Genomic DNA, 14,223 nt, shown 5'->3' on the forward strand with positions numbered 1-14,223 from the left:
ATATGTTCCGCCCCCTTTTTGGGGTGGCGGTGTTCGAGGCGAATCCTCCCCAGATCCAGGCCGCGCGGATCCGGCTCCGCGCCGGTCCGCCACCGGCGCCCCCTGGGAGGGAGGCGCGCAGCGCCTCGGGGGGATCATGACTGTCACTATCCTGTCATGTGGGACTTCTATTATTCGAGGGTCGCTGAAAGACAGGCAGTTTTCCAAGCCTGCCAGACTCCTCCAACGAGCACAGAAGGAACCCTGATGTTCAAACGTGTCTTCAAACAAGTTTCCCTGGGCGTCGCGCTGAGCGCCGCCGTATTTGCCGTCCAGGCCGCCGACGTGACCGGCGCCGGCGCTTCGTTCCCGTACCCGATCTACGCCAAGTGGGCCTCCGACTACAAGGCCGCCACTAATAGCGCCGTCAACTACCAGTCCATCGGTTCGGGCGGCGGTCAGCAACAAATCATCGCCAAGACCGTCGATTTCGGCGCTTCGGACGATCCCATGAAGGCTGCCGATCTGGAAAAGAACGGCCTGCTGCAATTCCCGGCCGTCATCGGCGGCACGGTTGCCGTGGTGAACATCGACGGCGTCGAACCCGGCAAGCTGAAGCTGTCGGGCAAGGTCCTGGCCGACATCTTCCTGGGCAAGATCAAGAAGTGGGACGACGCTGCCATCAAGGCGCTGAACCCCGACCTGAAGCTGCCGGCCGCCGACATCATCGTCGTGCACCGCTCGGACGGCTCGGGCACCACCTTCGGCTGGACCAACTACCTGTCCAAGGTGTCGCCGGACTGGAAGTCGACCGTGGGCGAAGGCAAGGCCGTCAAGTGGCCCGTGGGTCAGGGCGGCAAGGGCAACGAAGGCGTCGCCGCCTACGTCGGCCAGCTGAAGAACTCGATCGGCTACGTGGAATACGCCTACGCCAAGCAGAACAAGCTGGCCTGGACGCAACTGCAGAACAAGGACGGCAAGTTCGTCCAGCCGGAACAGAAGGCGTTCGCAGCCGCGGCCGCCAACGCCGACTGGAAGAGCGCGCCGGGCATGGGCGTGGTCCTGACCGACGAGCCGGGCGCCGATTCCTGGCCCGTCACCGCCGCCACCTTCATCCTGGTCCACAAGTCGCAAGACAAGCCGGCGCAGGGCAAGGCCGTGCTGGAATTCTTCGACTGGGCCTTCAAGAACGGCGCCAAGTCGGCTGAAGCCATGGACTACGTGCCGCTGCCGGAAGCCGTGACCAAGGAAATCCGCGCCGCCTGGGGCGAAGTCAAGGCCGCCGACGGAAAGGCCGTCTGGCAATAAAGGCTTGAGCGCGAGGGAGGCCGGCTGACAATGCCAATCTCCATCGCGCGCAATCCACAGCGGCCGCCGCTGGCGTTCCGGATACGGGATGCTGGCGGCGGTCCGCCGCAAGACCTTCGAAGTTTCTCCCCTGGTTTCCTAAGGAAAGTCCATCCATGAGCGCGGTAATGGATAATAGTGTGCCGCTTTCGCCCAGCGTGGCGGACTCCGTGACTACCGGCACGCCTTCGCCTATGAAGCAAAACAAAAACGCGCTGATGGATGCGCTATTCAAGAACCTGACCCGCCTGTTCGCCTTCCTGGTGTTCATCCTGCTGGCGGCGATTCTTGTTTCCCTGATCTACGGCAGCCGCGAATCGCTGGCCAAGTACGGCCTGTCGTTCCTCTGGCTCAACGACTGGGATCCGGTCAATTCGAACTACGGCGCCGTGGTGCCCATCATCGGTACGCTGCTGACCTCGGCCATCGCCCTGATCATCGCCGTGCCCGTGTCCTTCGGCATCGCCATCTTCCTGACCGAACTGTCGCCCACCTGGCTGCGCCGCCCCCTGGGCACAGCGGTCGAAATGCTGGCGGCGATTCCGTCCATCATCTACGGCATGTGGGGCCTGTTCGTCTTCGTCCCCGTGTTCCAGCAGTATGTGCAGCCTTTCATGATCGCCACATTAGGCAGCCTGCCCGTGATCGGCGGCATCTTCGCGGGGCCGCCCTTCGGCATCGGCATCTTCACGGCCGGCCTGATCCTCTCGATCATGATCATCCCGTTCATCGCCGCGGTGATGCGCGACGTGTTCGAACTGGTGCCGGCGATGCTCAAGGAATCCGCCTACGGCCTGGGCAGCACGACCTGGGAAGTAATGTGGCGCGTGGTGCTGCCCTACACCAAGTCGGGCGTCATCGGCGGCATCATGCTGGGCCTGGGCCGCGCGCTTGGCGAAACCATGGCGGTGACCTTCGTCATCGGCAACGCCTTCAAGTGGTCCGGTTCGCTGTTCTCGCCGGGCAACTCGATCGCTTCGGCGCTGGCCAACGAATTCAATGAAGCGGGCGGCATACAGAAGTCGGCGCTGCTGGAACTGGGCCTGATCCTGTTCCTGATCACGACCATCGTGCTCGCCCTGGCCAAGATGCTGCTGGTTCGCTTGTCCGCCAGTGAAGGCAAGAAAACCTGACGCGCCGCGAGCACAAGGAAAAGATCATGGCTGTATCCGTACTCAATATGCAGAACGGCACCTATCGCCGGCGCCGCGTAGTCAACCGCATCATGCTGACCGTGTCGCTGGGCACCCTGGTGTTCGGGCTGTTCTGGCTGTTCTGGATCATTCTGACGCTGTTGATGAAGGGCGCGCCCGCGCTGTCGTACACGCTCTTCACCGAGATCACGCCGCCGCCCGGGCAGACCGGCGGTCTCATCAACGCCATCTTCGGCAGCGTGATGATGGCTGGCGTGGGCACGCTCATCGGCACGCCCGTCGGCATCCTGGCCGGCACCTACCTGGCCGAATACGGCCAGCGCGGCTGGCTGGCGCCGGCCACGCGCTTCCTGAACGACGTGCTGTTGTCGGCCCCGTCCATCATCATCGGCCTGTTCATCTACGCCGTGTACGTGGCCCAGGTGGGGCACTACTCGGGCTGGGCCGGCGCCATCGCGCTGTCCATCCTGGTGATTCCGGTGGTGGTGCGCACCACCGACAACATGCTGCTGCTGGTGCCCAACAGCCTGCGCGAAGCCGCTGCCGCGCTGGGCTGCCCCAAGTGGCGCATGATCACCATGGTGTGCTATCGCGCCGCCAAGACCGGCATCATCACCGGCGTGCTGCTGGCCATCGCCCGGATCTCCGGCGAAACCGCGCCGCTGCTGTTCACCGCGCTGTCGAACCAGTTCATGTCCTTGAACATGAACGGCCCGATGGCCAACCTGCCGGTCGTGATCTACCAGTACGCCGCCAGCCCCTTCAAGGACTGGAACAACCTGGCCTGGGCCGGCGCCACCCTGATTACGCTGCTGGTGCTGGGCATCAACATCATCGCCCGCAACATGTTCCGCAAGTAAAGATCGCTATGCCGGCGCGCCGGGCGCGCCGGAGCCAAGGGAAACCAAATGGAAAACACCGCTACCGCCGTCAAGAACAAGATCGAGGTCAAGAACCTGAACTTCTACTACGGCAAGTTCCATGCGATCCGCAATGTGAACATGTCGATCCAGGAGAAGAAGGTCACCGCCTTCATCGGCCCGTCGGGCTGCGGCAAGTCCACGCTGCTGCGCACGTTCAACCGCATGTTCGAGCTCTATCCCGGCCAGCGCGCCGAGGGCGAAATCATCCTGGACGGCGAAAACTTGCTGACGGCCAAGACCGACATCTCGCTGATCCGCGCCAAGGTCGGCATGGTGTTCCAGAAGCCCACGCCGTTCCCCATGAGCATCTACGACAACATCGCCTTCGGCGTGCGCTTGTTCGAGCGCCTGTCCAAGGGGGAAATGGACGAGCGCGTGGAATGGGCCCTGAGCAAGGCCGCGCTGTGGAACGAAGTGAAGGACAAGCTGCACCAGAGCGGCAACAGCCTGTCGGGCGGCCAGCAACAGCGCCTGTGCATCGCGCGCGGCGTGGCCATCAAGCCGGAAGTGCTGCTGCTGGACGAGCCGTGCTCGGCGCTGGATCCGATCTCGACCGCCAAGATCGAAGAGCTGATCGCCGAACTGAAGAACGACTACACCGTCGTCATCGTGACGCACAACATGCAGCAGGCCGCGCGCTGCTCGGACTACACCGCCTATATGTACCTGGGCGAGCTGATGGAATTCGGCCAGACCGACCAGATCTTCGTGAAGCCTTCGCGCAAGGAAACGGAAGACTACATCACGGGCCGCTTCGGCTGACCGCTGCGTTTCGGCTCTGCAAATGGCGGCGCGCTGTTCGGACAGCGCGCCGTTTTTCATTTGCTGTTACAGCAGCACCTGCTCGGAGCCCGCCGGGGCTGCTCCTGGACCTTGCCCGCATGGCGGCCGGGAATCAGCACCATGAACACCCCCGCCAGCGCGTAACAGCCCCGCAGGCCCAGCCGCATAGGCCAACCGGGCCGGGATCTGGTATAGTTGCCACCCTTCGGGGCGTAGCGCAGCCTGGTAGCGCATCTGCTTTGGGAGCAGAGGGTCGTGAGTTCGAATCCCACCGCCCCGACCAATGAAGAAAGGCCGTCAGCGATATGTCGCTGACGGCCTTTTGCCATTTCCGGGCCGACCCTCAGGTCAAGCGCAGCATCCGCCGCATCCTTTCCGTCAGCAGCTGCTTGATTGCATCATCCGGGAGGCGCATTGGACCCGGGTCCGTCAGCATCATGGCACTGAGCGTTCCCAGCAGCATCTGCATGGCGATCTGGATTTCCAATTCTGTGTCCACGCCCGCCTGGACCGGCATTTTTCGAGCCAAGGCCGGCACGAACAGGGCATGCATATGGCGATTCAAGATGACCAACGGACTCGATTCTCGTTCGGCCATCGAGAAATCCTGTAGCACGGCCTTGAAAGTCCCCTGGCTTTCGCGGCAGCCATCGACGTAAAAATCCACCATGGCTGCGACGATATCCGAGGCGGTGCCTTCGGTCCAGACGGCGTCTTGGCGGACAAGATTATCGGCTTGCGCTTTGCTTTCCGTGACGGCAGCGTCCAGGACTGCCGCAAGAAAGGTCTCTTTGTCCTGGAAACGGCCATAGAACGCGCCGATGGATGTGTCCGCGAGACGTATCACGTCACCAATCAGTACCAGGTCCAGGTTGGCGTGCCGTTCTATCAATTCGCGGCCGGCGCGGATCATCCTGGCCAGGGACTCCTCGCTGCGTAACTGACGGGGAGGGCGCGGAACGCCCGGTGATTGCGCGACCGGGCGAGCGGCTTTCCGCTCCCTGGAAGCGCGCGTTGTCTTGGTAGTTGTTTTCTGCGATGGAGGGGCTGCCATGACAACATCTATCCAAACCTGAAGTGCCACATTATGCCGTAGCAGATGCGCTCTCTTATCGATCAAGCGCCTGTTGCTGCCACGTCATAACGGGGAGGTTGTTTGCAGGACGAACGGCGGTCACAGGTGCTTGGCCCAGCGCTGATCTCGGCCTAGGGAAACCTCGCGTTGAAGGGCCTCAAGTACCTTCCAATAATAGAATTAGAATTCTAATTATTGTGTGACAACGAAATATGGCCGTGGGTTGGTCCTCCTGCCAGCTCTGCCGTATCCCACGGATCAGTCCGCGACTTGCGTGGATGCAACGGCAGGTCATGCGCACGGCGGCGATGCGGCATGGCGCGGCTCCTCGCATAGCGGCATTGGAGAAGAGAATCATGAGCGATTACATCTCAGGCAAGACCATTGTCATTACCGGGGCAGGCGGCGGCTTTGGACGCCAAGTCGCGCAGCAGGCCGCCGCCCGTGGCGCGCTGGTGACGTGCGGCGATATCGACGCGGACGCTGCGGTGGAAACCGTCGCGCGCATTACCGCGGCGGGCGGCCGGGCGCAGGCCCTAGCCGCGGATGTCCGCATTCTGGATGACCTGAGAGGCCTCGTCGGCGCCAGCGTGCAGCGCTATGGTTCGATTGACGTAATGCTCAACAATGCAGGCATCATGCCGCTGGCTTTTGTCGCGGATCACTCGCGTGCCTACGATGCCTGGATGCGTTGTATCGACATCAATATGAGGGGCGTGTTCAATGGCATGATTGCCGCCCACGATGCGATGATCTTTCAGGGGCGGGGCCACTTCATCAACATCTCGTCCATCTATGGGGACTTCCCCGCAGTGGGCGCGGCAATCTACGGCGCCACCAAAGCCGCAGTCGATTTCATGTCGGAAGCCGTGAGGACGGAGGCGCGCGGGAAGATCAAGATTACGACCATCAGCCCCACCGGAGTGCCCAACACCGGACTTGGCGGGTCCGTAGCCAACCACGCTGCCGCCGTCGGGAGAGTCGGGAACAACATGGAGCAATTCATGGCAATGGTAAAGGGCCTGCAGGAAGGGGCCCTGCCGCCTGATCTCCGCGATCCGGAGAGCCTGTCGCATATGCCGGTGGAGCCTGACTCGATCGCCGACGCGATCCTGCTGGCCATCGATCAACCGTGGGGCGTTTCGGTCAGCGACATGACGGTGCGCGCTTCGGCGGATTGCTTCGTGCTGTGATGGATCCGTGGTTTGTCGGCCAGGCGCCGCCAGCCTGCCAATTGATGGCGTGGCCGGGAACCTGAATCAGGCCGACCAATCTGCCACGAACTCATCACGAAACCGCCGTATCCAGTCCAGCCGCGTTGCTGCAAGCGCGCGGCCGCCATCCGTCTGCATGGTTCCCGCGATACGTGCGAGCTTCAATTCGATGTGATCCAGCGCGTAGGCGCCGTCGTCCAGTTGCCGATGCATGCCCATGGGGTCGGTGGGGTGCGCAAGCGCCCGCCCCAGTTGCCCGCCGACATGGAACATGCGGGCCAGTCCCACCGGTCCAAGCGCATCCAGGCGGTCGGCATCCTGCACGATGCGGGCCTCGATGGTCCGGGGCGGGATGTTGGCGGAGTAGCTGTGGGCCTCGATGGCGTGATGGACGGCTGCGAGCTTGGTTGAGGGATAGCCGGCGGCCTGCAGCTCACGCACGGCCTCGTCAGCCGCCATGGCCGATGCGTGCGCCCGGTCGGGATGGTTCTTGGGCAGGTTGACAAGGTCATGCAGGTAACTGGCGGCCATGACCACCATGGCGTCGGCTTCGGGGTGGTGCGCCAGCATGCTGTTGGCGGCCTTCCATACGCGTTCCAGATGGCTCAGGTCATGGGCGCCGTCACCGGTATCCGCGCTCTGGGCGATCAGTATGAGCTGCGGCCGCAATGCCGCCAAATCTTCGCGCATCTTCATTTTCTTCCGCCAGCTTCGGGACCAGCGGAAAGTGTACACAGGACGTTTTCGGGCCAGGCGTTTTGCCGCGCGGCCCGCAGCGCGGCCTTAGCCGCCCTGCGCCTGCATCCGTGCCGCCGCCATGGAGCAGATCCGGTACACCAGCGCCGACACCACGAAGCTGGCCGGCGCGGCCAGCGTCGCCGCGAAACCCTCCGTGTGCATCAGCGCCAGGCCGCAAATCGCGCCTGCGAACCAGCCGGCCAGGCCTGCGCGGTTGAATGCGGCCCCGCCATGTTGCGGCGCGGACTCCTGGTCGCCCAGAATGTGCACCAGCGCCACCGCCACCCACGACACCACGAAGATGCCCTGGTAGGCGAGCGCCTGCAGCAGATACGAGAACACGTCCAGCAGCATCAGCGCATACGTCACCGCGCCCACGATGACCGCCCACATCGCCTTGGGCCAGCGCATGCCCGGCCAGCGCGCGAAGAATGCCTGCATGTTGATGGTGGCCAGGTAGTAGTTGGCGGTGTTGATGCGGGTCTGCGTGATCCACACGAACAGCAATCCGCCCAGGCCCATCAGCTTGAGCAGCGCCAGCACCACCGACACTTCCGACAGCGCGGCGTCGCTGGGGATGGTGCTGACCAGATAGATGCCGGCCACCCCGTTGAGCAGGAAGGTCACCAGATAGAAGGGCATGCCGAAGTTGTAGCGGCTATGGTAGGTCTGGTCTTCGCGCTTGCCGAAGCGGGCATAGTCGAAGGTGAACATCATCAGGACCCATACGCCCATGTAGTACACGAAGGCGTCCCACCAACCGCCGGGGACCGGGCCTTCGGGCGGACCGAATGACAGCCAGGCATCGCTGTAGCCGTATTCCTGCGTCGCCATCACCACGGCCAGCAACAACCCCAGCAAATAGAAGGGCAGCAGCACGCCGTTGAACTTGTCGAGCCATGTTTGCACGCTGCCGAAGATCAACAGCACGCTGTAGATGACCACCACCAGCGCCACCAGCCAGTACGGCACGGCAGGATAAAGATGATGCGCCGCGACCGACATCACCGCGCCTTCGAACACCGCGTAGTAGATGGCGGTGGCGAAGAAGATCAGGGTGGCCAGCGCCGCGCCCGAGGTGCCGAAGAGCCGGCGCGAGAACAGCGCCACCGACAGGCCGCTGCGGATGGCGTAGCGGCTGATGACGCCGTTGATCAGCCCGTAGCTGATCACCGACAGCACCATGCCGATGATGGCGTTGCGGGCACCGTATTTCAGCGCCAGCGTGGCGCCGACGACGATGTAGAACACGGCGCTGCACACGGCCCACCAGGCCATGGTGAGGGCGTAGCGGGGCATGCGGTCGCTGTTGGCGACGGCATGCAGCGAGTTGTCCGTCTCATCGGACGGTTTGCGTGGGGTCATGTTGGCCATGTCGGATCTCCTGGCGGGATCGGATGCTGCGGTTCGACTGCGGAACGGGCGCGTGTCGCCCACCGGCCTTGCCAGGGGGCAAGGCCGGGATATAAGAAAAACCGGGAGAAGGGCGCGGACCGGCCGCGCCCCGGGGATCAGCCGCTGAGCGCCTGATGCAGCCGCTCGAAGCGGGCGCGGTAGTCGCGCCTTGCGGCCACCGCCTGCTCCAGCGTCACCCGCTCGAAATGGGCGCTCTGGTTGGGCTGCATCTGACCGACCTTGTCCAGGTCGGCGCTGATGACCGTGCCTATCATGGCGTAGCCGCCGCCGGACACCGCATCGCGATGCAGGATGATGGGTTCCACGCCCGCAGGCACCTGGATGGAGCCGATGGGATAGCAGGCGTCGACGATGTTCGACGGATCGGCGCCCGCGCCGAAAGGTTGCTCGCGGGCGCGAAAGCGTAGCGGGCGGCCCTGCTTGTAGCGGTAGCCGATGCGATCGGCCTCGGAGGTCACGGTCCAGGCGTCTTCATAGAAAGTGGCGGCGGATTCTGGCTCCAGGCGGTGATCGTATAGACCCGGAAGCACGCGCAGCGTCTGCGTCTTGGGCGGGGCCTCGGCCAACGCGGTCGGCAGTTCGCGGCCCACGCGCGTGCGGATGGACGCCCGGCCCACCGCCAGCCGGTCGCCGGCCTGCAGCTTGCGGCCTTCGTGCCCGCCGATAGCGCCCAGCGCGTAGGTCGAGCGGCTGCCCAGGACCACAGGGACGTCGATGCCGCCCGCGACCGCCAGGCAAGCGCGGGCGCCGGCCTGCACGAAGTCGAACGACAGCCGGCTGCCGGCCTGCACCGCCAGCGCCACATTGCAGGCCTGCGCCACGCCGTCGATCTTGGGGATCATGCTGGCGCCCGTCACGGCAATCACGGCGGTGCGGTGGAACAACAGCTCCGGGCCGAGCAGCGTGCATTCCAGCACCGCGTCGCCGGCGGCATTGCCCACCAGCAGGTTGGCGGCGGCCAGCGCGTACTGATCGAGCGCGCCGGACGGCGGTATGCCCAGGTGGTAGTGGCCTAGGCGGCCCGTGTCCTGCACCGAAGTGGCCAGGCCGGGCTTGATGACTTCGATGATGGGATCGTTAGGCATGGAGCGTCTCCAGCAGTTGGGCGTTGCAGGCATCGGGCGCGCGCTGGAACTCGGCCAGCGAGAACGACACGGGCCGGATGCGCAGGTCGAAGCTGCCGGCCTCGACCTGCGCCGTGGCCTGGTCGTACTCGTCGCGGGTGATGGGCTTGAACTTCACGATGTCGCCCGGGCGGAAGAACACCATCGAATCGCGCAGATGCGCCTGGCGCTGGGCAGGTTCGAAGATGGGTGCTGGCGTGACGCCGAACATCTGGTAGCCGCCCGCGCCGCGTACCGAATAGATGCAGCCGAAGCAGCCGCCGTGTCCCACCGTGTGTTTGGGAGTATCGGTGCGGGGGCGCAGGTATTTGGGAACCTGCAGCTGGCGCTCGCGTTCCACCATCTGGTACATGAAGGGCAACCCGGCCACGAAGCCCACCATGGACACGAACCAGGGCGAACCGGAGTGGGCGTCGATGAAGCCCTGCACCGAGTCGTGGCCGTTGATGCGGGCCGCGTACTCCAGGTCGGTGGATTCCGGATCCTGGTGCCTTTCGCGAAACCGCATCAGGGTCTCGTGGGTCCAGGGGTCGTTGTAGTACACCGGCACTTCGATGATGCGGGTGGCCAGCGTCAGGTTGGCCAGGTCTATGCCCGCCTCCAGTTCGCGCAGCAGGGCCAGCAGGGCGTCCGGCGCGATGCGGTCGGGGTCGTACCGTACTTGATAGGACGCGTTGGCCGGGCATATCTCGGTCACGCCGTCGACCGCGCGTTCGCGCAGCGCCCGCGTGATCGCCATGCCCTTGAAGAAGGATTCCAGCGACATGTCCTCGCTGATCTCGACGAAGATGAACTCGTCGCCGCCATGGGTGTAGCGCAAGCTCATTGGTTTTCCTCCCGGTCCCTTTGCATCCAGGCTTCAAGATAATTGGTGTGGTAGCGGCCCGCCAGCACGTCCGCATCCTCCAGCAGTTCGCGGTGCAGGGCCAGCGTTGAATGCACGCCCGTCAGTTCCACTTCGTCGAGCGCGCGCGCCATGCGCGCCAGCGCCGCCGCGCGGCTCTCGTCCCAGACGATCAGCTTGGCCAGCAGCGAGTCATAGTAGGGCGGCACGGAGCAGCCCGGATACAGCATCGAGTCCACGCGCACGCCGGGCCCGCCGGGCCAGCGCACGTGTTCCACCCGGCCAGGGCTGGGCGCGAAGTTGCGCTTGGGGTCTTCGGCGTTGATGCGGCATTCGATCGCTGCGCCGCGGATGGCGATGTCCTGCTGGCGTAAGCGCAGGGGTTCGCCGTCGGCGATGCGCAGCATTTCGCGCACCAGGTCCACGCCCGTGATGGCTTCGGTGATGGGGTGCTCGACCTGGATGCGGGTGTTCATCTCGATGAAGTAGAACTCGCCGGCGCCGCGGCTGTCGTCGTACAGATACTCCAGCGTGCCCGCTCCCCGGTACCCGACCGAGCGCGCCAGTTGCGCCGCCGATTCGCACAGCTTCTGCCGGGTGGCGGGGTTCAGGGCGGGAGAGGGCGCTTCTTCCAATACCTTCTGCCGGCGCCGTTGCAGGGAGCATTCGCGTTCATACAGGTGGACGGCGTTGCTGCCGTCGCCCAGAACCTGCACTTCGATGTGCCGCGCGCGCGGCAGATAGCGCTCCAGGTATACACCGGCTTCGCCGAAGGCCGCCTGCGCCTCGGCCTGGGCCTGCGGCATCTGCGCGCGCAGTTCGGCTTCGTCGCGCACCACGCGTATGCCGCGCCCGCCGCCGCCCGCGGCTGCCTTGATCATGAGCGGGTAGCCGATGATGGCGGCATGGGTCAGGGCTTCGTCCAGCGATGACAGCACGCCTTCGCTGCCAGGCACCGTCGGCACGCCGGCCGCCTGGGCGCAGGCGCGCGCCGCCGCCTTGTCGCCCATCGTGCGGATGGTGGCGGCATCGGGCCCGACGAAGATCAGGCCGGCGTCGCTCACGGCCTGCGCGAATGCCGCGTTTTCCGACAGGAAGCCGTAGCCGGGATGTACTGCCTGGGCGCCGGTGCTGCGGGCGGCCTCCAGCAGCGCTTCGGTGTTCAGATAGCTGCGCGTCGCGTGCGAGGGGCCGATGAGCACCGCTTCGTCGGCCATACGCGTGGCCAGCGCGTCTCGGTCCGCTTCGCTGTATACGGCCACGGTGCGCATGCTCAGTTCGCGGGCGGCGCGGATGATGCGCAAGGCGATTTCGCCGCGGTTGGCCACCAGCACCTTGTGGATGTTGCGCGGCCGGTAGGGAAGATGGGTATCGGACATGGCGCGGCCTATCCCTCGATGCGCAGCAGGGGCTGTCCGGCTTCCACCGGCTCGCCGTCTTCCACCAGGATCTCGGCCACCACGCCGCCGGTGGGCGTTTCGATCTGGTTGAACTGCTTCATGACCTCGACGATGCCGATCACGGCGCCGGCGGCGACCGTGGCGCCCCGCTCCACGAAGGGGGCAGCGTCGGGGCTGGGGCGGCGGTAGAAGGTTCCGGGCAGGGGGCTGGGAATATCGTGCAACGGCATGGTTTTCTCCTTGGAATGTCGTTCGGGCGGCAGGGGGTCAGGGGCCGGTCACGCTGGGCGGCGCGATCCGGATACCGTGGGCTTCCAGCTTCTCGCGGGTGGCGCGCACCAGGGACAGGGCGCCGGGCGTGTCGCTGTGTATGCAGACGGAATCGAAGTCGATGGGGATGTCCTTGCCTTCGACCGTGCGCACGCGGCCCTCGGTGCAGGCGCGCAGCACTTTTTCGGCGACCTGGGCGGGGTCCAGCGGCTGGGTGTAGCGGGTGAAGACGATGGAGCCGCTGGCGTCGTAGTCGCGGTCGGCGTAGAACTCGCGCACCACGGGCTGGTTCAGTTCGCGCGCCAGACGGTAGGTGACCGAGCTTTCCATGCAGTACAGCGCCAGCGTGGGCTCCAGCTCCTGCAGCGTTTCGATCAAACGGCGCGACAAGGCTTCGTCGCGGGCGGCCTGCATGTACAGCGCGCCATGCGGCTTCACGTGCTGCAGGCGCAGTCCGTGCAGCCGGGCGAATTCGCGCAGCGCGCCCAGTTGATAGACGATGTCGTGCACCAGCGCTTCGGCGCTTTCGCGCATGTCCCGCCGGCCGAAGCCGACCAGGTCGCGAAAGCCGGGATGGGCGCCGATGCAGACGCCGTGTTCGCGGGCCTGCAACACCGTGCGGTTCATGATCCGCGGGTCGCCTGCATGGAATCCCGTGGCGATGTTGGCCGAACTGATCAAGGGCATGATCGCTTCGTCCACGCCGTCCCCGATGGTCCACGGGCCGAATCCTTCCCCCATGTCCGAGTTGAGGTCGATGCTGCGTTTGCTCATTGCCGGAGGCTCCTTGGCGTTGCTCGCCGCATTCGACGCGGCGTGTGACGTGAACATTAGCCAAGGCCGAGGGGGATAAAAAGACCTTTTTATTGATCGATCAATATCTGTTTTTTAGATAACTATCCGTCGAATTGGCAGCATCGTTCCGACGTTTTTCCTATGAAAAATAAGGGATACCCCTGATAAGACGCATCGGATCGCAGAGAGAATATTCAGATATTCTGAGGCAAAGATATCGATTAAAAAGATAAGACCAGACATGTCGATTACCCTACGTCAGCTCAAATACTTCATCGCCGCAGCCGAACTGGGCCAGATTTCGCAGGCGGCAATCCAGCTGGCGATATCCCAGTCGGCCATCACCAGCGCCATCCGCGAACTGGAGGAGACAGTGGGCACGGCGCTGTTCCTGCGGGGCGCCCACGGCGTGACGCTGACTCACAGCGGCCGCACCTTCTTGAACCACGCCTACAACATCCTGTCGTCGGTCGACGAGGCCCTGCGCATGCCGGCGACGGCGGAAGAGGTCTCGGGCCGCCTGTTGCTGGCGGCGTCCTATACGGTGATCGGCTACTTCCTGCCGTATCACCTGCAGCGGCTGTCTCAGCTGTATCCGCGCCTGGACATCCAGCTGCACGAACTGAACCGCAGCGCAATCGAGGAAGGCCTGATCGCAAACCGCTATGACATGGCGGTGCTGCTGACCTCGAACGTCGCCAATCCGGATCTGGCGGTGGAGCATTTCTTCGGCTCGCCGCGACGCCTGTGGCTGCCGGCCAGGCATCCCTTGCTTGCGGCGGACGCCGTGACTCTGGAGGACGTCTCGCGCGAACCCTTCATCATGCTGACCGTGGACGAGGCGGCCTACACCGCCTTGCGTTACTGGAACGAAACCCCCTTCAAGCCCGACGTGCGGCTGCGCACCTCATCCGTCGAGGCGGTGCGCAGCATGGTGGCCAACGGCAGCGGCGTGGCCCTGCTGTCGGACATGGTCTACCGGCCCTGGTCGCTGGAGGGGCGGCGGATTGAAACGGTACAGCTCAAGGACCCGATTCCGCCCATGAACGTCGGGTTGGCCTGGCGCCGGGGCGCGGAAGTGTCGCCCGCCATGCAGGCGGTGCGGGACTATTTCCGGCATGCGTACATGGCGCAGCGGGGCGGGGCGGGCTGAACGCGGAC

At 64.6% G+C, this 14,223-nt stretch carries 14 protein-coding genes and 1 tRNA gene; 7 read left to right on the forward strand and 8 right to left on the reverse strand.

The features are described 5' to 3' along the window. Positions 1-246: 246 nt before the first annotated feature. The 5 genes from pstS to AC1RHV_RS28405 all read left to right on the forward strand — a co-directional run bounded on the left by pstS (position 247) and on the right by AC1RHV_RS28405 (position 4,469). Positions 247-1,287, forward strand: a complete 1,041-nt coding sequence (gene pstS / locus AC1RHV_RS28385; protein WP_054451357.1) for a phosphate ABC transporter substrate-binding protein PstS — start codon at positions 247-249, stop codon at positions 1,285-1,287. Between the two features lie 155 nt (positions 1,288-1,442). Then, a complete protein-coding gene (gene pstC / locus AC1RHV_RS28390; protein ID WP_054451356.1) occupies positions 1,443-2,459 on the forward strand; it encodes a phosphate ABC transporter permease subunit PstC in 1,017 nt (338 codons plus the stop codon). A gap of 26 nt (positions 2,460-2,485) precedes the next feature. Then, positions 2,486-3,340, forward strand: a complete 855-nt coding sequence (gene pstA / locus AC1RHV_RS28395; protein ID WP_082400756.1) for a phosphate ABC transporter permease PstA — start codon at positions 2,486-2,488, stop codon at positions 3,338-3,340. A gap of 48 nt (positions 3,341-3,388) precedes the next feature. Then, positions 3,389-4,165 carry a phosphate ABC transporter ATP-binding protein PstB gene (pstB, locus tag AC1RHV_RS28400; protein WP_006221056.1) on the forward strand — a complete coding sequence of 259 codons (777 nt, stop codon included), beginning with the start codon at positions 3,389-3,391 and terminating at the stop codon, positions 4,163-4,165. A 227-nt stretch (positions 4,166-4,392) separates the two neighbouring features. Beyond that, positions 4,393-4,469: transfer RNA gene (locus AC1RHV_RS28405), tRNA-Pro, on the forward strand. A 60-nt stretch (positions 4,470-4,529) separates the two neighbouring features. Here AC1RHV_RS28405 and AC1RHV_RS28410 read toward each other — a convergent pair. Further along, positions 4,530-5,099, reverse strand: coding sequence for a TetR/AcrR family transcriptional regulator (locus AC1RHV_RS28410; protein WP_254593355.1), 570 nt, complete (start codon positions 5,097-5,099; stop codon positions 4,530-4,532). 518 nt (positions 5,100-5,617) lie between these two features. On the opposite strand from AC1RHV_RS28410, the gene AC1RHV_RS28415 reads away from it, so the two are divergent. Beyond that, on the forward strand, positions 5,618-6,454 hold the full coding sequence (locus AC1RHV_RS28415; RefSeq protein WP_492302393.1) for an SDR family oxidoreductase: 837 nt from the start codon (positions 5,618-5,620) through the stop codon (positions 6,452-6,454). A 66-nt stretch (positions 6,455-6,520) separates the two neighbouring features. On the opposite strand, the gene AC1RHV_RS28420 is transcribed toward AC1RHV_RS28415, so the two are convergent. The 7 genes from AC1RHV_RS28420 to AC1RHV_RS28450 form a co-directional block, all read right to left on the reverse strand. Next, positions 6,521-7,171 carry an HD domain-containing protein gene (locus AC1RHV_RS28420; RefSeq protein ID WP_492302395.1) on the reverse strand — a complete coding sequence of 217 codons (651 nt, stop codon included), beginning with the start codon at positions 7,169-7,171 and terminating at the stop codon, positions 6,521-6,523. Positions 7,172-7,258: 87 nt separating this feature from the next. Then, a complete protein-coding gene (locus AC1RHV_RS28425; RefSeq protein WP_492302396.1) occupies positions 7,259-8,587 on the reverse strand; it encodes a purine-cytosine permease family protein in 1,329 nt (442 codons plus the stop codon). A gap of 137 nt (positions 8,588-8,724) precedes the next feature. Then, positions 8,725-9,714, reverse strand: a complete 990-nt coding sequence (locus AC1RHV_RS28430; RefSeq protein ID WP_492302398.1) for a 5-oxoprolinase subunit C family protein — start codon at positions 9,712-9,714, stop codon at positions 8,725-8,727. Further along, entirely contained in the window at positions 9,707-10,579 is an 873-nt protein-coding gene (locus AC1RHV_RS28435; protein ID WP_119450620.1) for a 5-oxoprolinase subunit B family protein, read from the reverse strand. The genes AC1RHV_RS28430 and AC1RHV_RS28435 overlap by 8 nt, the downstream gene beginning before the upstream one ends. Next, the gene (locus AC1RHV_RS28440; protein ID WP_492302400.1) at positions 10,576-11,976 is read right to left on the reverse strand and encodes an acetyl-CoA carboxylase biotin carboxylase subunit; all 1,401 of its coding nucleotides are present in this window, start codon (positions 11,974-11,976) and stop codon (positions 10,576-10,578) included. Before AC1RHV_RS28440 ends, AC1RHV_RS28435 begins: the two co-directional genes overlap by 4 nt. Positions 11,977-11,984: 8 nt before the next feature. Further along, entirely contained in the window at positions 11,985-12,227 is a 243-nt protein-coding gene (locus AC1RHV_RS28445) for an acetyl-CoA carboxylase (RefSeq protein ID WP_119450622.1), read from the reverse strand. 37 nt (positions 12,228-12,264) lie between these two features. After that, positions 12,265-13,041, reverse strand: a complete 777-nt coding sequence (locus AC1RHV_RS28450; RefSeq protein ID WP_054457867.1) for a 5-oxoprolinase subunit PxpA — start codon at positions 13,039-13,041, stop codon at positions 12,265-12,267. 262 nt (positions 13,042-13,303) lie between these two features. Between AC1RHV_RS28450 and AC1RHV_RS28455 the strand changes: the two genes are divergently transcribed. After that, on the forward strand, positions 13,304-14,215 hold the full coding sequence (locus tag AC1RHV_RS28455) for a LysR family transcriptional regulator (RefSeq protein WP_054457866.1): 912 nt from the start codon (positions 13,304-13,306) through the stop codon (positions 14,213-14,215). Positions 14,216-14,223: the final 8 nt, after the last annotated feature.

Source organism: Achromobacter sp. GW823-FHT04E03, from assembly GCF_058796095.1.

Excerpts from the sequence above, each read along its gene's own strand:
- pstA (WP_082400756.1), top strand. The coding sequence starts at position 2,486 with ATGGCTGTATCCGTACTCAATATGCAGAACGGCACCTATCGCCGGCGC.
- AC1RHV_RS28435 (WP_119450620.1), bottom strand. The coding sequence starts at position 10,579 with ATGAGCTTGCGCTACACCCATGGCGGCGACGAGTTCATCTTCGTCGAG.
- AC1RHV_RS28415 (WP_492302393.1), top strand. The coding sequence starts at position 5,618 with ATGAGCGATTACATCTCAGGCAAGACCATTGTCATTACCGGGGCAGGC.
- AC1RHV_RS28455 (WP_054457866.1), top strand. The coding sequence starts at position 13,304 with ATGTCGATTACCCTACGTCAGCTCAAATACTTCATCGCCGCAGCCGAA.
- AC1RHV_RS28440 (WP_492302400.1), bottom strand. The coding sequence starts at position 11,976 with ATGTCCGATACCCATCTTCCCTACCGGCCGCGCAACATCCACAAGGTG.
- AC1RHV_RS28430 (WP_492302398.1), bottom strand. The coding sequence starts at position 9,714 with ATGCCTAACGATCCCATCATCGAAGTCATCAAGCCCGGCCTGGCCACT.
- pstB (WP_006221056.1), top strand. The coding sequence starts at position 3,389 with ATGGAAAACACCGCTACCGCCGTCAAGAACAAGATCGAGGTCAAGAAC.
- AC1RHV_RS28410 (WP_254593355.1), bottom strand. The coding sequence starts at position 5,099 with ATGATCCGCGCCGGCCGCGAATTGATAGAACGGCACGCCAACCTGGAC.
- pstS (WP_054451357.1), top strand. The coding sequence starts at position 247 with ATGTTCAAACGTGTCTTCAAACAAGTTTCCCTGGGCGTCGCGCTGAGC.
- AC1RHV_RS28445 (WP_119450622.1), bottom strand. The coding sequence starts at position 12,227 with ATGCCGTTGCACGATATTCCCAGCCCCCTGCCCGGAACCTTCTACCGC.
- AC1RHV_RS28420 (WP_492302395.1), bottom strand. The coding sequence starts at position 7,171 with ATGAAGATGCGCGAAGATTTGGCGGCATTGCGGCCGCAGCTCATACTG.
- AC1RHV_RS28425 (WP_492302396.1), bottom strand. The coding sequence starts at position 8,587 with ATGGCCAACATGACCCCACGCAAACCGTCCGATGAGACGGACAACTCG.
- pstC (WP_054451356.1), top strand. The coding sequence starts at position 1,443 with ATGAGCGCGGTAATGGATAATAGTGTGCCGCTTTCGCCCAGCGTGGCG.
- AC1RHV_RS28450 (WP_054457867.1), bottom strand. The coding sequence starts at position 13,041 with ATGAGCAAACGCAGCATCGACCTCAACTCGGACATGGGGGAAGGATTC.